Below are 18544 nucleotides of genomic sequence, written 5' to 3' on the forward strand. Positions count from 1 at the left end.
GGTTTGGAGGCGCACGACTATGCATCGCCTGGGGAGACGAAGCCCACCGGAAAAAAGGACGCAAAAAACCTTCGCCATGCTTGACTTCGGGCATCGCAGCGCCTAATCTAGAATGGTCGTTTCCTCGTGGTGTCCGGGGATGGCGGGTTTCGTTAGTTACCCAGAAGGGTCGACTGTTAGCGCAGTCGGCCCTTCGCCGTTTTGGCGTTCAATGCATACGTGTACCTCCGGGGTTGCGGAGTTCCAGTCTTAGGCATAGATACGCCAAGGTCAAGCAATTTCTCCAAACGACCACCTTACGGTCGCCATCGGTTGGCATTTTTCGCATTTATCGGTATATCCCAGGGGGGCGGAGTCTTTTGAGGTCAACCTGCTCTGCTATTCCGTGACGGAAATCGTGTCGCACGCTCTTTGGTTTGGGGTGTCTTGACGCCGTGGAACGACAGAATTACCCCTCACAAAGGCATCAGCCTGTAGGGAGAGTCGGTATGTCACGAGCAGGTAAATCGTGTCGGCACGCTCACCAGCGCCACTGCTTGGGCCGTGAACACCTGGATCAGCGTTCCGCCGGATTCCATCGCCCACCAGCCGCCGATGCCAGCGATCATCAGTCGGGCAACGTTTCCGCCCACCGGCCAAGCCAGCCGTCCGGCGCCTTGTGACGCGAAGTACAGCGCCAGTCCCAGGCCGAAAAAACCGTAGACCGGTCCCACGACCCGCAAATATTGGGTGCCGGCTTCCAGCATCGCTGGATCGGACCCGAACAGGCCAAGCCACGCGTGGGGAAACAGCGCGGCGGCCACGCCGATGCCCTCGGTCAATGCAAACGCGACAGCTGCCCCGATCCAGGTCGCCCGCAGGGCCCGGGCGCGGTTGCCAGCGCCCAGGCACGTGCCCACCAGCGTGACCAGTGGCGCCCCCAGTCCGAACACCAAGGGGACGAGGATGTATTCCAGCCGCGATGCCGTGCCATAGCCTGCGATGGCGGCCGGCCCGAAATGCCCGACCAGTCCCGTGGCGATGCCAATGGTGAGATTGGTGGCAAGCGTCGATACGGCGCCCGCCAGCCCAACGCGCAAGATGCTGCCGAAGAAGGCGCCGCGCCATTGAAGCCCTTGGCGAGACAGCCGCAGCAAGCTGTGCCGCGAACGCAGATACGCGCACAGCGCCAGCATTCCGCCCAGATAATACAACACCAGCGCCAGCGCGCCCCCGGCAATGCCCAGGCCGGGAATCGGCCCCCAGCCGAAGATCAGGACTGGCGACAGCGGCACGAGCAGCACCGTGCCGGCGGTCGTGATTTTGGCTGGCAGAGCCATGTTTCCCGTTCCGCGCACCACCGCCGATAACGCGTTGAACAGCCACACCAGCACCGCGCCGGCAAATACCGTGTGCGAATAGGTGAGTGCCGCCTCCAGCGACGCGCCCTCCCCGCCCATCGAACGGTAAAGCGCCGCCCCGCCCCACCACAGCACCACCGTGAACAAAAAGCCGAAGGCGATGGCAATCACCAGCCCGGCCCACGCCAGCGATTCAGCCTGCGCAAGGTCGCGGCGGCCCAAAGCGCGGGCGATGGCGGACGCGATGGCACCGCCCATGGCGCCGGCAGACGTCATCTGCATCAGCATGACGATGGGAAAGACCAGCGCCATGCCAGCCAGCGCATCCGTACCGAGGCGGCCGATGAACCACGTTTCGATCAGGCCCGCCGAAGCCTGCGCCACCATGATCAGCACGTTCGGCGCCGCCATGCGCAATAGCAAGGGCGCCAGCGGAGCCTCCAGCATGCGGCGGGTGCGGGGATCGAGTTCGGGCGGCTCTGACGCCAAAGAAGCCGAAACCAGGGCAGACGCGGATGTGGCGGTGGACGACATGGCGCCTCCGGTCAGGCGGGCTGTGCCACGGCTTTCGCGGGCCGGGCCGGGCGCTGGATCAGCAGCACCAGGCCGGCCGCCAGCAGGCAGGCCGCACCCGCCGCGTAGAGCGCCGGGGTGTACGTCAGCAGCAGCGTGCGCGTCATGCCGGCGCCCCAGGCCGCCACGGCCGCACCGATCTGGTGGGCCGCGAAAATCCAGCCGAAGACGAGCCCGACCTTCTGCGGACCGAACGTGGCGCCGGCCAGCTTGACAGTGGGTGGCACCGTGGCGATCCAGTCCAGCCCATAGAACATGGCGAACAGGCCCAGGCCATAGAACGTGAACTCGGAATGCGGCAACCAGAACAGCGACAACCCGCGCAAGCCGTAGTACCAAAACAGCAGCTTGCGGTTGTCGTACCGGTCAGACAGCCAGCCCGACAGGACCGTGCCGACGAAATCGAACGCGCCCATCATCGCCAGCACCGATGCGGCGGGCACCGCGCTCATGCCGTTATCGGCGCACAGTGAGATGAAGTGTGTCTGCAGCAACCCGTTGGTGGACAGGCCGCAGATGAAAAATGTGGCGAACAAGATCCAGAACGTGCCGCTGCGCGAAGCCTCTGCCAGCGCCTTGAACGGCGTGGCGAAATTCATCGCCATGGCGGGTGGCGCTGCTGCTGCTGCTGCCGGCGCGGTGTCGCCATAAGCCGCCAGCCCCAGGTCCGATGGGCGGTTGCGCACGAAGGCAAGTGCCAGCATGCCCACCGCCGCGCAGGCGACGAAGATCGGCGCGATGGCATAACGCCACCCCCAGTGCTCGATCATCCAGGCCGCGAACGGCAAGAACGCCAGTTGCCCCGTCGCCGCGCTGGCGGTGAGCAGCCCGACGACCAGACCGCGCCGTGCGACGAACCAGCGGTTGGCAACCACCGCGCCCAGCACCAGCGCTGTCAGGCCCGTGCCAAGGCCCAGCAGCAGGCTCCACAGCACGAACAACTGCCACAACTGGCTGGCCAATGTGACCAGTGCCATGCCCGTGCCGACCAGGGCGAGGCCCAGGCACATCACCGCCCGCAGGCCCCAGCGCTCCATCAGCACGGCGGCGAATGGCCCCATCAGCCCGAACAGCGCAAAGCGCAGTGCCAGCGCGGTGGAGATCTGGTCCGTCGTCCAGCCGAACTCCCTGGACAGCGGCTGCAGCATCGCGCCCGGCAGGCCCAGCGCCGCCGACATCGTCAGCATGGTCAGGAAGGTGATGCCGGCCACCAGCCAGCCGTAGTGGATGCCATGGCGCTGCAGCCAGCGTGCGGCGGATTGAGACAGCATGGGCGGGCCTTTGGGTGAAGAAAGTGTGGGGTGGTAACCGGGAATGTCGTTCGGGCGAGGCCGCTCAGGGCTGCGAGCCAGAGGCCGCGCCGGCATCCAGCAAGCGCACCGTTTCGTCGAGCAGCGCGTGCAGCGCGGCCACGTGCGCCACGCCCAATCGCTCGTTCAGCGCCTCCTGCGCAATGCGCCAATGGCGTTGCGCCTCCTGGCGCTTGGCACGGCCCGATTCGGTGAGCTGCACGCTGCGGCTGCGGGCGTTGTCTCCCGCCGCCACCTCTACCCAGCCCGCGTCCTGCAGCGGCCGGAGGTTGCGGGTGAGCGTGGACGCGTCCATGCGCATGGCGCGCGCCAGATCGCCCGGCCGCACGGGCCCCAGATTCAGGATGTGCGAGAGCAGCGAATACTGCGTGGTCTTCAGCCCGGTCTTGCCGACCTCGGTGTCGTAGTGCTGCGTGACCAGGCGTGTGACCTGGCGCAGCTTGAGGTTCGTACAGCCGCGTGGTTTGTGGGGTGCGTCCATGGCATATGATTGTATCTACAACAATTGCAGATGCAATCAAGGAGATGCCGATGGCGAAAGAAGACACCCTGGCGCAGTGGCTTGCACAAGAACAGGCCGTGATGGAGCGCATGAACGCCGGGCCCGGTGCCGGCGTTGCCACGCCGGCACAGATTGCCGGCAAGACCGGGCTGGAGGTCATGCAGTCCATGCTGGCCGGCCAATTGCCCTACCCGCCCATCGCGCAGACGCTGGACTTTTCGCTCATCGAAGTGGGCGAAGGCGCGGCCATCTTCCAGGGCACGCCGGGTACGGCCCACCTCAACCCCATGGGCACCGTGCATGGCGGCTGGTTCGCCACCCTGCTCGACTCCGCCCTGGGCTGCGCCGTGCACACGCGCATGCCGGTGGGGCGCGGCTACACCACGGCCGAGCTGAGCGTGAACATCGTCAAGGCCCTCACGCCGAAGGTGCCGCGCGTGCGCGCCGAAGGCCGCGTGATCCACTGCGGCCGGCAACTGGCCACGGCCGACGCACGGCTGGTGGGGCCGGACGGCACGCTCTACGCCCACGCCACGACGACGTGCCTGGTCTTCGAGTTGCCGGCACAATCGCGGGCATGAGATTCCTCCACACGATGCTGCGCGTTGGCAACCTTCAGCGCTCGATTGATTTCTATACCAACGTCCTGGGCATGCAACTGCTGCGCCAGTCCGAGAACCCCGAGTACAAATACTCGCTGGCCTTTCTGGGCTTCGACGGTGGCAACCCCGGCCAGGCCGAGATCGAGCTGACGTACAACTGGGGCACCGAAAGCTACGATCTGGGCACGGCCTATGGCCACATCGCCCTGGGCGTGCCGGACGCTTACGCGGCCTGCGAAAAGATCAAGGCCGCCGGCGGCAACGTGACGCGCGAGGCGGGTCCGGTCAAGGGCGGCACGACGGTGATCGCGTTCGTCACGGACCCCGATGGCTACAAGATCGAGCTGATCGAACGCAAGAACGACGTGGGCACTGGAACCGGCTTGCGCTAACAGCGGGTCAATCGCTATATTTTTGATAGCACAATGCCCTAGTGAAACATGCGCTGGGCATTGATTTGACCTGAATCGAGAAATCGCCAGCCAAGCTGGCGGCCTGATCCTTTTTAGCCCATCGGCCCCCTGTCCGCCCGTCCTCGCGGGCTGGCCTGGCCTTGGCCCCAGCGGCTAGGCCTGCCCCTTGCGGGCCAACCGTGCCACCCAAGGACACGCCGCCACAGCCACCACGGCAACCACCGCGCCTGCCAGCGCCACGCTGCCCACGCCCCAAAGCGGAATGCTGGCGCCCCCCAGCATGGCGCCCAGCGCGATCCCGCCATTGGCCGCGGACACGTTCACCGTCCCGGCCAGCGCCTGCGCATCTGGCGCAGACTTCATCACCCGCAACTGGCAGATCGGATAAAGCGCCGTATTGGCTACGCCCCAGACCGCCAGCGCGATGACCAATCCAATGGGCTGCTGCGCCAACAGAACGACCGCCACCATGCCCACGGCCAGCATCACGCTGAATGCCGCCGTCGTCGCCAGAGGCTTGCGGTCCACCCACAGCCCGCCCAGCCAGTTGCCGATCAAGCCCACCGCACCGAATCCCATCAGCCACCAGCCCACATGCGACGGCGGCACCTGCGCCACCTGCTCCAGCAGTTCCGCCAAATAGGTGTAGCCAGTGAACATCGCGGTGAACACCAGCACGGACAAAACCACGTTGGCGACGAAGGCGGAATTGCGCAGGATGCGCGCCTGCTCCGCAAAGCCCACGCGGCGGCCGGCCTTCATGGTGGGCATGGCGATCAGCAGCAACGCCGCGACCAGCAACGACAGACCCGCCAAAATCCAGAAAGCGGCGCGCCAGCCGATCGCATCGCCCGCCAGCGTGCCGAGCGGAATGCCGAACAACATGGCGCCCGAAATGCCCAAATAGACCATCGACACGGCCCTACCCGCCCGCTGCGGCCCGGCCAACTGTGCGGCCGTCTCGCTGGCGGTTCCCCAGAACACCGGCAAAGCCAGGGCGGGCACGATGCGGGCAATCGCCAAGACCCACAGGTTCGGCGCCATCGCCGCGACGGCATTCGATACGGCAAACAGCACCAGCACCGCCATGAATAACCGCTTGCGTTCGATGTGCCCCAGCCATGCCGTCAACACCGGCCCGCACAGCATCACGACCACGGCAAATAGCGTCACCAATTGGCCGGCAGTGGAAACCGAAACGCCGAGGTCTCTGGCCAGCGCGGGCAACAGGCCCACCATGAGGAATTCGGTGGTGACGATCACGAACGCGGCCACCGCCAGGGCAACGATGGACGATGTGCCGGTTTTCGCGCCGGTCGATTCGATGGAGGGAGGCTCTGTGGCGAGCGTGGACATGGGCACGACTTTCTTTTGGATCAGCGCACCGAGCTTATTCAATCCATGCTTTCCGCTGTAAGAAGGTTTTTCCTGATTCAATGGAAATGAATTCTTTAATTGATGGAGTCAGCCACCGCCATGAATAGCTCAGAACGCCTGAAAGGCATCGACGTTTTCGTCGCAGTCGCCGCTGCGGGAAGCTTCGCGGCGGCAGCGGATCGGCTGAACCTCACCGCGTCTGCGGTCGGCAAATCCATCGCACGGCTGGAAAACCGGTTGAACACCCGTCTCTTCGAACGCACCACCCGAAAGCTGCAGCTGACCGATGCCGGCGCCGCCTTCCACCGTGTCTGCCTGCGTGTTCTGGAAGACATCGAGTCGGCGGAGCGCGTTTTGGCATCGGACACCTCCGAGCCATCCGGCCGCCTGCGCGTGGACGTGCCCGCCACCTTTGGCCGCCGTCAGGTGATGCCGTTGCTGATGGCTTTCGCGGCCGATCACCCTGCCGTTCAGCTGCACATTTCATTCACTGACCGCTTCGTGGACGTGGTGGATGACGGCATCGACGTGGCCGTGCGCATAGGCGGCGGCGATATCTGGCCCGCGAACCTCGGGCACCGGTTCCTCGGCAAGGAGCGCCTGATCTTCTGTGCGTCACCCGCCCATGTGACGCGCAAGGGCGTACCCGCCACGCTCCAAGATCTGTCGTTGCATGACGCGATCACCTACGGCCGCGCGGATGGCGCTGTCAGTCCGTGGCTGATCTGCGCCGGCGCAGGCCCCGCGGAGCGCCGCGCGGTGGACAGCCGGATCGTGGTCGGTGATGGGGAGGCGCAACTGGATGCCGTGCTGGGCGGGCTGGGTATTGCACAGATGGCAACATGGCTTGCAGGGGATGCGCTTCGCGCGGGGCAACTGGTGCCGATCCTGCCTCAACACGATCTGGAAGGATTGCCGCTGCATGTCGTCTGGCCTCGAAGCAAGCAATTGCTGGCAAAGGTCGATCGCTTGCTGAGCCACCTGGCCGAGCATTTACGGATATAGGTCCGTGACGACAAGCGTGCTCGCAAGCGGTTCAGTCGCCGCGAGCCGCTTCCAAACAAAACGCCAGCCGCAGCGCCAATGCGGCTATCCGTTGGAGATCATTTTTTTCATCGAAGGCGCCGGATGGAGTGCATATCCTGCCTTCTCGTAAAAAAGAATGGCCTCTTGTCGCGCATCGAGGAATATTGCTGTCATTTCGCGTGCACGGGCATCGGCTTCTGCGTAGGCCATCAGCGCATAGCCTGCCCCACTTCCACGGGCTTCATGGTCCACCACAAGGTCATCCACATGAAGGTATGCACCCCGCGCCAACGTGTGCACGGGTCTCATTCCCATGACGCCAACGAGCAGATCGGCTTGAAAGGCCCCGATCAGTTCATAGCCAGACAACGATTGCCGGCGCACCCGCAGCAAGAACTCGGCTTGATTCAGTGAGCGCAACTGACGCATCACTGGAAAAGCCAGCTCCCATTCGGTAGGGGAGAGCTTTCTGATTTCGAGAATGGCGGCTCGATCGACGTTCATGGTTGATTTAAACCTTCGCGCGCAGCGCCACGGCCCCTCGCGCCAGTTCCGTTACCCGCGCCCAGTCCCCCTGCGCCAGCGCATCCCCCGGCACCAGCCACGACCCGCCCACGCAGGCCACATTCCCAAGCGCCAGAAACTCCGCCGCATTGCCCGGCTGGATCCCGCCCGTGGGGCAGAAGACCACATCGCCGAACGGCCCCTGCCATGCCTTGAGCATGGCCAAGCCACCGGCCTGAACGGCGGGGAAGAACTTCAGCGCATTGAAGCCCTCTTCCTGCGCCATCATGATTTCGCTGCCTGTTGCCACGCCGGGCAGCAGCGGCAGCCCCAGGTCGCGGCAGGCGCGGCCGACCGCGGGGGTGAAGCCCGGACTCACCGCGAAGCGGGCCCCTGCGCGGGCGGCGGCCTGGGCGTCGGCCGCGCTGCGCACGGTGCCGGCGCCGACCACCGCTTCGGGCACGCCGCGGGCGATGGCTTCCATGCAGGCCAGGGCCTGCGGGGTGCGCAGCGTCACCTCCAGCATGCGGATGCCGCCGGCCACCAGGGCGCGGGCCATGGGCACGGCGTGAGCCACGTCGTTCAGCACAATGACCGGAATGACCGGTGCGTCGCGCATGACCTGCACGGCGGTGAAGGCCGAGTTGCCGTGGTTCTGGTTGGTGTCGTCGTCGTTCACAGCCACGAGCAGGCTCCCTCTTCTGCGCTGAGCGCGTTGCGCCGGAATCCGGCAAACAGTTCACGGCCCCAGCCGCGGGCGCTGTCTTCCGCTTGCGCAGGCGGCAGCACGGCGGGCGTGCGGGCCTGCCAGGTGGCGGCATCGACCAGCACATCGAGCGTGCCAGCCACGGCGTCGAGCCGGATGACGTCGCCGTCCTGCACCCGCGTCAGCGCGCCGCCAGCGTTGGCTTCGGGCGAGACATGGATGGCGGCGGGCACCTTGCCCGAGGCGCCGCTCATGCGGCCATCGGTCACCAGCGCCACGCGGTAGCCCTTGCCTTGCAGCACGGCCAGGGGGGGGGTCAGCTTGTGCAGCTCGGGCATGCCGTTGGCCTGCGGCCCTTGCCAGCGCACCACGCAGACCACATCGCGGTCCAGCTGGCCGGCCTGGAAGGCGGCCTGCAGTTCGGCCTGCGAGCCGAACACGGCGGCGGGCGCTTCGATCACATGGCGGTCTTCCGGCACGGCGGAAACCTTGATCACGCTGCGCCCCAGGTTGCCCTGCAGCAGCTTGAGGCCGCCCGTGGCGCTGAACGGCGCGGTGGCCGGGCGCAGCACGCCGTCGTCGCCGCTGGCGCCGATGTCGGTCCAGCCCAGGCGTCCTTCGGCGTCGCCATGGGGCAGCCGGGTGTATTCGTGGATGCCGCCGGGCCGCACGGTGAGCACGTCTTCGTGCATCAGGCCGGCATCGAGCAGTTCGCGCAGCACGTAGCCCGGGCCGCCCGCGGCCTGGAACTGGTTCACGTCGGCGCTGCCGTTGGGGTACACGCGGGCCAGCAGCGGCACGGCGTGCGACAGCGCGGCGAAGTCGTCCCAGTCGATGACGATGCCGGCCGCACGTGCCACCGCCACCCAGTGGATGAGGTGGTTGGTGGAGCCGCCCGTGGCCAGCAAGGCACACATGGCGTTTACGATGGCGCGCTCGTCGATGACCTTGCCGATGGGCGGGCACGCGGGGCCGAGCACGGTGCGTGCGGCCTCGCGGGTCAGCTCCTGCCGCAGCGCCTGGCCGGGGTTGATGAAGGCGGTGCCGGGCACGTGCAGGCCCATGGCTTCCAGCAGCATCTGGTTGCTGTTGGCGGTGCCGTAGAACGTGCAGGTGCCTTCGCTGTGGTACGCGGCGGATTCGGCGGCCAGCAGTTCGGCGCGGCCCACCAGGCCTTGGGCGGCCTGCTCGCGCACCTTGGCCTTGGCGTTGTTCGACAGGCCCGAGGTCATGGGCCCGGCCGGCACGAAGACGGTGGGCAGGTGGCCGAACTGCAGCGCGCCGATGAGCAGGCCCGGCACGATCTTGTCGCACACGCCCAGCATGAGCGCGGCGTCGAACACGTCATGGCTCAGGGACACCGCCGTGGCCATGGCGATCACGTCGCGGCTGAACAGGCTCAGCTCCATGCCGGGCGTGCCCTGCGTGACGCCGTCGCACATGGCGGGCACCCCGCCGGCGACCTGCGCCGTGGCGCCGTGCTTTCGGACTTCGTCCTTGATCAGATCGGGGTAGTGCTGCAGCGGCGCATGGGCCGAGAGCATGTCGTTGTAGGCAGTGACGATGCCGACGTTCGGCGCCTTCTGCGCCACCACGCGCAGCTTGTCGTTGCCGGGCATGCCGGCAAAGGCGTGCGCCACGTTGGCGCAGCCCAGGCGGTCGGCGCCGCGGTCGCGGTGGGCATGGGCTTCGAGCTGGGCAAGGTAGGCGGCGCGGGTGGGCGCGCTGCGCTCGCGGATGCGCCGGGTGACGGCTTCAACGGTGTCGTGGATGGGCATGCTGGCAGTGTTGGCAACGGGCTGGCGGAGCGCCCATGGTAAACCCGCAGGCCGCTCCGTCTGTAGGCAAGGGGCATGTCTCCACCTCCCCCAATCCCTGGCCGCAGAGCGGCTGGCGGGCGGGGTGGGAGGTGTCCAGGCGTGCCGGTTTATTGGGCGCCGCGGGCCTGCTTGACGGCGGCGTTCACCGCGTCCCAGGTGTCCTGCCCGACCGATTTGGCGATGCCGGTGTTCACGCTGGCGAGCTTTTCGCGCATGCGGTTGGCCTCCGCCACGGGCAGTTCGTTGACCTGCATGCCCTTGGTCTTGAGGTCGGCCAGGGCCTTGGCGGCTTCTTCGCGCGTGTCCTTGCGCTCGAAGTCGCGGCTCTTGACGGCGGCGTCCTGCAGCACCTTCTTTTCCGCGGCGGAGAGGGTGTCCCACCACTTCTTGCTGACGGTGACGATCCACGGGCTATAGACGTGGTTGGTCACCGTGAGGTACTTCTGCACTTCGTAGAACTTGCTCGACACGACCGTATTGAACGGGTTCTCCTGCCCATCGACCGCGCGCGTTTCCAGGGCGGTGAACAGTTCGGAGAACGGCAGCGGCACCGCGTTGGCGCCCAGGGCCTTGAAGCTGTCGAGGAACACGTTGTTCTGCATCACGCGCAGCTTGATGTCGCCCAGGTCTTCCAGCTTGTTGACGGGTCGCTTGCTGTTGGTGAGGTTGCGAAAGCCGTTCTCCCAATAGACCAGCCCGACCATGCCCTTGGGCTCCAGCTTGGCCTTGACCTTTTCGCCGACCGGGCCGTCGAGCACCGCATCGGCTTCCTTCACGTTGTTGAAGAGGAACGGCGTGTCCCACACCGCCATCTCGGGCGCGATGCCCACCAGCGTGGCGGTGGAGCCCACCATCATTTCCTGCGCGCCGCCGATCAGCGCCTGCTGCATCTGGGTGTCGGAGCCCAGGGCGGCGTTGCCGATGGTCCGCACCTTCATCTTGCCGCCGGTGGCCTTCTCGACTTCCTGCGCGAACAGGCGCGCCGCGCGGCCCTGGTTGGAATCATCGACCAGGCCGTAGCCGAAGCGCACGAGGCGCGGCTTGAAGTCCTGGGCCTGGGCGGCCCCGGCGGCCACGAGTGCGGCCACCAGGCCGGCGAGAGCGAAACGGATGCGCATTGCTTGTCTCCTTATGTTGAAAACGCTGACGAAAAATGAAAATGGCTGGACAGACGGGTCAGTGCATCCAGCGCAGCGGGCCGGTGATGAGCACCGGGAACAGCACGAACAGCACCAGCAGCACCATGTACATCAGCAGGAACGGCGTCGTTCCCTTGATGACGGTCTCCATCCGCAAGCCGCCCACCCCCGCCACCACGTTCTGCACCGTGCCGACGGGTGGCGTGATGAGGCCGAGCGATCCCACATAGATGAACATGAAGCCGAAGTACACCGGATCGATGCCGGCCTTCACCGCCAGCGGCAGGCACACCGGCCCGAAGATCAGGATGGTGGGCGTGAGGTCCATGGCCGTGCCCACGACCAGCAGGAACAGCATCATCAGCGCCATGAACACGATGGGATTGCCCATTACCCCGGAGAAGCTGTCCGCCAGCATGGCGGGCAGGTCGGCCAGGGTGATCATGTAGGCCGTCACGGTGGCCGCGCCGCACAGGAACATCACCACGGCGGTGGTCTTGCCCGCCGCCAGGAACACCTCGTACAACTGGGGCCAGGTGAGTTCCCGATAGACGAACATCGACACGAACAGGGCATAGACCGCGGCCACCACGGCGGCTTCCGTCGGCGTGAAGATGCCGCCCTTGAGACCGCCCAGGATGATGACCGGCATCATCATGGCCCAGAAACTGCGGACCAGCGCCTTCATGCGCGCGCCCCACGCCACGCGCTCCATGGACGGCAACTGGTGCTTGCGGGCGATCCACCACCAGGCCAGGATCAGGAAGATGCCCATCATCAGGCCGGGAAACACCCCCGCCAGGAACAGCTTGCTGATGGAGGTGTTGGTCGTCACCCCGTAGATCACGAAGGGCATCGACGGCGGAATGATCGGCGCGATGATGCCGCCCGATGCCAGCAGGCCCGCGCTGTAGCTGGGCGGGTAGTTCTGCTGGCGCATCATCGGCAGCAGGATGGTGGCCAGGGCCGCGGTGTCGGCGATGGCCGAGCCGCTCATCGAGGCCAGCAGCACCGCGGCGCCGATGGCCACGAAACCCAGGCCCCCGCGGATGTGGCCCACGAAGGCGCGCGCCAGGTCGATGATGCGGCGCGACAGCCCGCCCGCATTCATCAGCTCGCCCGCCAGGATGAAGAACGGCACCGCCAGCAGCGGAAAGTTGTCGAAGCCGGCCTGCAGGTTCTGCGCGAGCAGCTGCGAATCGAAAAAATCGAGGTGCCACATCAGGGCCACGCCCGTCAGCACCAGCGCGTGGGCGATCGGCATGCCGATCACCATGCCGCCGATGAGCACCAGCAGAAAAATCGCGGTCACGATCATGTCCAGCCCCTTATTCGATGTCGCCCGCCGGGCCGGCCGGCGTGGGCGGCTCGCCGCGCAGCAGGTCGAACACCAGCGCCACCAGCAGACCGGCCGCCAGCACCAGCGTGGCGGCAGCGGCCAGCGCCAGGGGATAGCCCAGCACCGTGCTGTAGCTGCTCATGCCGGCCACCACCTGCTCCCAGGAGCCTTTCAACAGCAGCACCATGCACACCGCCACGAGCAATTGGCTCACCCAGAACAGGCCCTTGCGCGCTCCGCCCTTCACGCGCGATGTGAGCATGTCGAAGCCCAGATGCTTGCCCTCGAAGGCCGCGACGATGGAGCCCACCGCCACCAGCCACACGAACAGCAGGCGCGAGACCTCCTCGTACGACACGATGCTGGTGTGGAACACATAGCGCAGCACCACGTTGACGAACACCGCCACCACCATGCCGGCGAGCGCCAGCACCATGAACAGTTCGGCCAGCCGCTGCAGTGCCGGCTTGCGGCGGGGCGGCTCTGCCGTGGAAGAAGACGGGGTGGAAGGGGCGGCCGGATCCCTCATCGGCGGCTGCGGAATGCTCATGCGTTGTCTCCTGCCGCTGGGCCGCGGCCTGTTTTTTCAGGGGCGAAACCCTGGGGGCCGCGCACCCAGGCCACGGCGTCCTGCACCAGCGTGGCGATGGGCTGGGTGGCATCGAGCGTCAGCACGCCGGGCTCGCCCTCGGGCGATTCCAGCGTGGCGAACTGGTCGGCCACCAGCGCGGGCGAAAAGAAATGGCCGGGCCGCGACTGCACCCGCACCAAGGCTTCGTCGTATTCCAGCTTCAGGAAGACGAAGCCGAGCGCCGGGTGCGCCTCGCGCAGGCGGTCACGGTATTTGCGGCGCAGCGCGGAACACGTCAGCACCACGCCCTGCCCGCCTTCGCTGGAGGCCAGCAACCCGGCCAGCCGACCGAGCCAGCCAGCGCGGTCGGCATCGGTCAGCGGCGTGCCGGCCCGCATCTTGGCGATGCTCTCGGGGGCGTGGTACGCGTCGCCTTCGTGCAGCGTCCAGCCCAGGGCCTGCGCGCAGGACTCGCCCACGCTGGATTTGCCGCAGCCCGATACGCCCATCACGACGATGGCCTGGGGGCGAAAGATTGAGATAGCGCTATCCATTGCATTTGAAGAAATGCGGTGGGGCCTGGGGGCCGCACCGCCGGTTGCAGGGCTGGGTGGCATGGAGGGCAACACCGGCAGAGACGCCGCAGGCCCCCAATGCTTGTTTACCCTGTGAAAGATAGCGCTATCTTAGGAAACAATGCCACCCAGACTGCTCCGGATTAACCCTTGACCGACGCCACCCGACGCCCCCGCCGTTCCAGCGGCCGCATCACGCTCGATGACGTGGCGCGCGATGCCGCCGTGAGTCCCATCACCGTGTCTCGCGTGCTGCGCGGCGAACGCAGCGTGGACGCACAACTGGCCGAGCGCGTGCGCGCCTCGGCCGACCGCCTGGGCTACGTGCCCGACCCGGCGGCACGCGCCCTCGCCTCCCAGCGAAGCACCCAGGTATTGGTGCTGGTGCCCATGCTCTCCAACACGCTCTTCGTCGATCTGCTGGAGGCCGTGCACCGCACACTGTTCCCCGAGGGCTTTCACCCCCTCATCGGCGTGACCCACTACGACACCACCGAAGAGGAACTGCTGCTGCGCACCTACCTGCCCCACCGGCCCGCTGGCCTGCTGGTGACCGGCTTTGACCGCAGCGAAACCGCGCGCCAGCTCATCGCCCGCAGCGGCGTGCCCTGCGTGCACCTGATGGAAACCAGCACGGCGCCGGACGTCGCCTGCGTGGGCTTTTCGCAGACCGATGCGGGCGCTGCCATCACCCGCCACCTGCTGGACCGGGGCCGCCGACGCATCGCCTTTTGCGCCGCGCAACTGGACCCGCGCACGCTGCAACGCGCCGAAGGCTACCGGCGCTGCCTGCGCGAGGCCGGCCTGTACGACCCGGCCTTGGAAGTGTTGAGCCCGGAGCGCTCTTCAGTGGCTTTGGGCGCGCGGCTTTTCGAAGAAGTGGTGCGACGCATGCCGGAAGTGGATGCCATCTTTTTTTGCAACGACGATATCGCCCAGGGCGGGCTTCTGGCCGCCAACCGGCTGGGCGTGGCCGTGCCCGCGCAGATCGCGGTGGCAGGCTTCAACGACCTGGCCGGCAGCGACCAGATGGTGCCGCCGCTCACCACCGTGCGCACGCCGCGCGCCGAAGTCGGGCGCGCCGGCGCGGCGATGCTGCTCGGGCTGATGCGCGGCGCGCCCAACGGGCCGGGCTGCGTCGAGCTGGGCTACGAACTCATCGTGCGCGGCAGCACCTGATCACCGATCCAGCGCGGGGATGGCCAGCGGTGCGCCGCGCTGGTGCGCGTCCAGAACGATCTGCGTGGTGAAGCTGCGCACGTTGGGGTCGTGCAGCAGGCATGCTTCGCAAAAAGCCTCGTAGGCCGCCAGGTCGGGCACGATGACAACGAGCACATAGTCCACGCTGCCGGCCACGCCGTAGCACTGCTGCACCTCGCCGCGCTGCCCCACGGTCTCCCGGAAGGCCCGCGTGGCGCGTGCCGATTCGTCGATCAGATCGACCTGCACGATGGCCGTGATGCCCAGGCCCAGCCGGGTGCAATCGAGCTGGGCGGTCTCTGCACGGATGACGCCCGCCTCCCGCAGGCGCTTCAACCGCCTTTGCACGGCGGCGGGGGACAGGCCGATGCGCGCACCGATCTGCTCGCTGGGCACGCGGGTGTCCCGCTGGTAGAGGTCAAGGATCTGTCGGTCGAAGGCGTCGAGGGTCATGGCGTCGGAGGGGCGCGAAAAAGCTGCACGAAAGGCACCCCGGATGCGGCGAAGCGTTGCGCCAGGGGGTGGAATCGCGGCCCGACGCACCGCCCCGGTTCGCATACTTTGGGCATGACCATTATCGACACCCCCCACCGGCTTTCGCTGCGCAACATCGAGCGTGCGGCCTCCCTGATCGATCCCGTGTTTCTCCACAGCCCGCAGTACGAATGCGAGCCGCTGAGCCAGGCACTGGGCGCCGCCCTGACGCTCAAGGTCGAAACGCTGAACCCGCTGCGCTCCTTCAAGGGGCGCGGCGCCGACTTCCTCCTCAAGGAAAACGCTGCGGCCCTGGCCGGCCGGCCCCTGGTCTGCGCCACGGCCGGCAACTGGGGGCAGGCCATGGCCTATGTGTGCCGCGCCCGCGGCTGGCCGCTGGTGGTCTATACCGCCTCCACGGCCAATGCTTTCAAGGTCGAGCGCATGCGTGCGATGGGCGCCGAGGTGCGCCTGCACAGCGACGACTTCGACACGGCGAAGGAAGAGGCACGGCGCTTTTGCGCGTCGTCCGGCGCGCTGCTGGTCGAGGATGGGCTGGAGCCCCGCATCAGCGAAGGCGCCGGCACCATCGCGCTGGAGATGCTTGCGCGGGACACCTTCGATGCCCTGCTGGTGCCCCTGGGCAACGGCGCGCTGATCAACGGCATGGGCCTGTGGGCGAAAGCCCATGCGCCGGCCACGCGGGTGATTGGCGTTTGCGCGGAAGGCGCGGATGCCATGGCCGCCTCCTGGAAGTCCCGCCGGCTGATCGAGCGGCCCGCCACGCAGACCATCGCCGATGGCATCGCGGTGCGCCGCCCCGTCCCGCAGGCGCTGGACGACATGCAAGGCCTGGTGGACGACGTGCTGCTGGTGAACGATGTGGCCATCCGGCGCGCGATGCAGGTGGTCTTCCAGACGGCCGGCTTGATGGTGGAGCCCGCCGGCATCGTCGGCGTGGCGGCCGTGATGGAACACCCCGCGCTGCGCTCGCAGAAGCTGGCGACCGTGCTGTGCGGCAGCAACCTCACCCCGCAGCAGATCGCGCAGTGGCTGCATTGAGGCCCCTTTCGGGAACGCGGCGCCCAAAGAAAAAGCCCGGCGGACCGGGCTTGCTGTCGGGGCATCGGGGCTGAGCCTGGCGGCGGGCCCGCGGCAATCCTCCCTCAAGCCCGGTTCAAAGCGGCGCCAGCGTGACCTCGACGCGGCGGGCTTCGGCGTTGTTGCCACCGGCTTGCGTGACGGCGGGCTTGCGCAGGTCGATCCGCTCTTCGGGCACGCCGGCCGTCTTGAGCGCGTCGCGCACGGCCAAGGCGCGGTCCTTTGCCAGTTGCGCGTTGGCGGCGGCATCGCCCGTGGCGTCGTGGAAGCCGGAGACCACCACCGAGCGGCCTTCGGCCACGGCGCGGGACACGTCAGCCAGGGCCGGCGCGGCGCCCGCTGCCAGGTCGGAGCGGCCAGAGGCGAAATAGAAACGGACCACGCCGCCATCCACCACCACGCGGGCCACTTCGTCCTCGGCCACCACCAGCGTGCCGGCGGGTGCGACCACGACGGCGGCGGGCTCGACCACCGGTGCGCGCGCCAGGCTGCGCTGCTTGTACACCGTGACACCCACCACCGAGGACACCACCAGGGCAATCAGCGCGAACAGGAACCCGAGGGCAAAACGTTGCGGGCTGTCGTCGTCGGAACTGCTGAAGGCCATGGAAAGAACTCCGTAAAGTAAATAATGGGGGCTGAAGACAACCCGCGATTGTAGAGTCATGACGCCGCTGCCCGCCCCCCTGCGCGACCCCGCCCCCCTGCTCCAGCGCACCCTGGACGAATGGGGCGGCCACGACGATCTGTGGATCTTCGGCTACGGCTCGCTGATCTGGCGGCCCGATTTTGACTTCGCCGAGCAGCGCCCGGCCCGCGTGCACGGCTGGCATCGCGCCCTCAAGATGTGGAGCCGCATCAACCGCGGCACGCCCGAGCGGCCCGGTCTGGTGTTCGGCATGCTCTCGGGCGGCAGCTGCCGCGGCATGGTGTTCCGCGTGGACCGCGAGCACGCCCGCCAGACCCTGGTCAACCTCTGGCAGCGCGAGATGGCGCTGGCGGTGTATGACCCGCGCTGGCTGCCCTGCCAGACGCCACAGGGCACCGTGCGCGCCCTCGCCTTCACCCTGTCGCGCCGCAGCCCGAGCCACGCCGGCGTGCTGCCCGACGACGAATACCGCCGCATCTTCGAGCAGGCCACGGGCATCTACGGCACCACGCGCGACTACGCCCAGGCCACTTACGACGAACTGCGCCGCCTGGGCATCCACGACCGGGCGCTGGGCAAGCTGCTGGCGCTGGCGCCCGGCCGCAAGCGCTGACCGCGGCGCGCCGGGGCACAATCGCCCGATGAGCAGCAGCCCCCTTTCCTCCTCCATCGCCGACCTGCGCAAGAGCTACGAGCGCGCGGAACTCAGCGAAGACGCCTCCCTGGCCGATCCCCTGGCCCAGTTCGACCAGTGGCTGCAGCAGGCCCTGGCCGCCCAGGTGCCCGAACCCAACGCCATGACCCTGGCCACCGTCGGCCCCGACCTGCGGCCCAGCACGCGCATCGTGCTGGTCAAGGGCTATGACGAGCGCGGCATCGTCTGGTTCACCAACTACGACAGCCGCAAGGGCCGTCAACTGGCCGGCAACCCGTTCGCGGCGCTGCAGTTCCATTGGGTGGAGCTGGAGCGCGTGGTGCGTATCGAAGGCACCGTGGAAAAAGTGGACGCCGCCGAAAGCGACGCATACTTCAAGAGCCGCCCGCTCGACTCGCGCATCGGCGCCTGGGCCAGCCCGCAAAGCCAGGTGATCCCCGGGCGCGGCGTGCTGGTGGCCAACGCGGCCAGGTACGGCGCGCAGTTTTTGCTCAGCCCGCCGCGCCCCCCGCACTGGGGCGGCTATCGCCTCAAGCCCGAGCAATGGGAGTTCTGGCAGGGCCGAAAGAGCCGGCTGCACGACCGGCTGCGCTACCGGGCCGAGGGCGACCAGTGGGTGCGCGAGCGCCTCGCGCCCTGACGCCCAAGACCGGTCGGCGCCCCGGCCC

General features: G+C 67.4%; 20 protein-coding genes. 7 read left to right on the top strand and 13 right to left on the bottom strand.

Annotated features, from left to right (window positions below; all coding sequences use genetic code 11):
- Positions 1–491 precede the first annotated feature (491 nt).
- The 3 genes from M5C98_RS11640 to M5C98_RS11650 form a co-directional block, all read right to left on the bottom strand.
- Positions 492–1787, bottom strand: coding sequence for an MATE family efflux transporter (locus M5C98_RS11640; RefSeq protein ID WP_272553254.1), 1296 nt, complete (start codon positions 1785–1787; stop codon positions 492–494).
- 98 nt (positions 1788–1885) lie between these two features.
- Positions 1886–3184: an MFS transporter gene (locus M5C98_RS11645; RefSeq protein ID WP_272552919.1), complete on the bottom strand. Its 1299-nt coding sequence runs from the start codon at positions 3182–3184 to the stop codon at positions 1886–1888.
- Positions 3185–3248: 64 nt separating this feature from the next.
- Positions 3249–3704 (bottom strand): MarR family winged helix-turn-helix transcriptional regulator, encoded by a 456-nt coding sequence (locus tag M5C98_RS11650; RefSeq protein ID WP_272552921.1) that lies wholly within the window; start codon positions 3702–3704, stop codon positions 3249–3251.
- 50 nt (positions 3705–3754) lie between these two features.
- Between M5C98_RS11650 and M5C98_RS11655 the strand changes: the two genes are divergently transcribed.
- The gene (locus M5C98_RS11655) at positions 3755–4306 is read left to right on the top strand and encodes a PaaI family thioesterase (RefSeq protein WP_272552923.1); all 552 of its coding nucleotides are present in this window, start codon (positions 3755–3757) and stop codon (positions 4304–4306) included.
- Positions 4303–4719 (top strand): lactoylglutathione lyase, encoded by a 417-nt coding sequence (gloA, locus tag M5C98_RS11660; RefSeq protein ID WP_272552925.1) that lies wholly within the window; start codon positions 4303–4305, stop codon positions 4717–4719. The genes M5C98_RS11655 and gloA overlap by 4 nt, the downstream gene beginning before the upstream one ends.
- A 174-nt stretch (positions 4720–4893) precedes the next feature.
- Here gloA and M5C98_RS11665 read toward each other — a convergent pair whose 3' ends face one another.
- Positions 4894–6096, bottom strand: a complete 1203-nt coding sequence (locus M5C98_RS11665; protein ID WP_442867265.1) for an MFS transporter — start codon at positions 6094–6096, stop codon at positions 4894–4896.
- Positions 6097–6216: 120 nt separating this feature from the next.
- Here M5C98_RS11665 and M5C98_RS11670 point away from each other — a divergent pair, with 120 nt between their 5' ends.
- Positions 6217–7122, top strand: coding sequence for a LysR family transcriptional regulator (locus tag M5C98_RS11670; protein WP_272552928.1), 906 nt, complete (start codon positions 6217–6219; stop codon positions 7120–7122).
- Between the two features lie 84 nt (positions 7123–7206).
- Here M5C98_RS11670 and M5C98_RS11675 read toward each other — a convergent pair whose 3' ends face one another.
- From M5C98_RS11675 to M5C98_RS11705, 7 genes are all read right to left on the bottom strand, one after another.
- Complete coding sequence (locus tag M5C98_RS11675; protein WP_272552930.1) at positions 7207–7647, bottom strand: GNAT family N-acetyltransferase; 441 nt, start codon at positions 7645–7647, stop codon at positions 7207–7209.
- A gap of 7 nt (positions 7648–7654) precedes the next feature.
- A complete protein-coding gene (gene eda, locus M5C98_RS11680; RefSeq protein ID WP_272553256.1) occupies positions 7655–8266 on the bottom strand; it encodes a bifunctional 4-hydroxy-2-oxoglutarate aldolase/2-dehydro-3-deoxy-phosphogluconate aldolase in 612 nt (203 codons plus the stop codon).
- Positions 8267–8322: 56 nt separating this feature from the next.
- Positions 8323–10131: a phosphogluconate dehydratase gene (gene edd / locus M5C98_RS11685; RefSeq protein WP_272552932.1), complete on the bottom strand. Its 1809-nt coding sequence runs from the start codon at positions 10129–10131 to the stop codon at positions 8323–8325.
- Positions 10132–10280: 149 nt separating this feature from the next.
- Positions 10281–11291, bottom strand: coding sequence for a TRAP transporter substrate-binding protein (locus M5C98_RS11690; RefSeq protein ID WP_272552934.1), 1011 nt, complete (start codon positions 11289–11291; stop codon positions 10281–10283).
- A 58-nt stretch (positions 11292–11349) separates the two neighbouring features.
- Positions 11350–12630 carry a TRAP transporter large permease gene (locus M5C98_RS11695; RefSeq protein WP_272552936.1) on the bottom strand — a complete coding sequence of 427 codons (1281 nt, stop codon included), beginning with the start codon at positions 12628–12630 and terminating at the stop codon, positions 11350–11352.
- 10 nt (positions 12631–12640) lie between these two features.
- Entirely contained in the window at positions 12641–13180 is a 540-nt protein-coding gene (locus M5C98_RS11700; protein WP_442867282.1) for a TRAP transporter small permease, read from the bottom strand.
- Positions 13181–13197: 17 nt separating this feature from the next.
- On the bottom strand, positions 13198–13776 hold the full coding sequence (locus M5C98_RS11705) for a gluconokinase (RefSeq protein WP_272552937.1): 579 nt from the start codon (positions 13774–13776) through the stop codon (positions 13198–13200).
- Between the two features lie 171 nt (positions 13777–13947).
- Here M5C98_RS11705 and M5C98_RS11710 point away from each other — a divergent pair, with 171 nt between their 5' ends.
- The gene (locus M5C98_RS11710) at positions 13948–14976 is read left to right on the top strand and encodes a LacI family DNA-binding transcriptional regulator (RefSeq protein ID WP_272552938.1); all 1029 of its coding nucleotides are present in this window, start codon (positions 13948–13950) and stop codon (positions 14974–14976) included.
- Here M5C98_RS11710 and M5C98_RS11715 read toward each other — a convergent pair whose 3' ends face one another.
- Positions 14977–15450 (bottom strand): Lrp/AsnC family transcriptional regulator, encoded by a 474-nt coding sequence (locus M5C98_RS11715; protein ID WP_272552939.1) that lies wholly within the window; start codon positions 15448–15450, stop codon positions 14977–14979.
- Between the two features lie 114 nt (positions 15451–15564).
- On the opposite strand from M5C98_RS11715, the gene M5C98_RS11720 reads away from it, so the two are divergent.
- Complete coding sequence (locus M5C98_RS11720) at positions 15565–16533, top strand: threonine ammonia-lyase (protein ID WP_272552940.1); 969 nt, start codon at positions 15565–15567, stop codon at positions 16531–16533.
- A gap of 115 nt (positions 16534–16648) precedes the next feature.
- Here the strand turns inward: M5C98_RS11720 and M5C98_RS11725 are convergent, their stop codons facing one another.
- Positions 16649–17179, bottom strand: coding sequence for an OmpA family protein (locus M5C98_RS11725; protein WP_272552942.1), 531 nt, complete (start codon positions 17177–17179; stop codon positions 16649–16651).
- 58 nt (positions 17180–17237) lie between these two features.
- Between M5C98_RS11725 and M5C98_RS11730 the strand changes: the two genes are divergently transcribed.
- Positions 17238–17834 carry a gamma-glutamylcyclotransferase gene (locus tag M5C98_RS11730; protein ID WP_272552943.1) on the top strand — a complete coding sequence of 199 codons (597 nt, stop codon included), beginning with the start codon at positions 17238–17240 and terminating at the stop codon, positions 17832–17834.
- A gap of 28 nt (positions 17835–17862) precedes the next feature.
- Positions 17863–18516: a pyridoxamine 5'-phosphate oxidase gene (pdxH, locus tag M5C98_RS11735; RefSeq protein ID WP_272552945.1), complete on the top strand. Its 654-nt coding sequence runs from the start codon at positions 17863–17865 to the stop codon at positions 18514–18516.
- The last annotated feature ends 28 nt before the right edge of the window (positions 18517–18544 follow it).

It is taken from the genome of Acidovorax sp. NCPPB 3576 (assembly GCF_028473605.1).
Taxonomy (GTDB): Bacteria; Pseudomonadota; Gammaproteobacteria; order Burkholderiales; family Burkholderiaceae_C; genus Paracidovorax.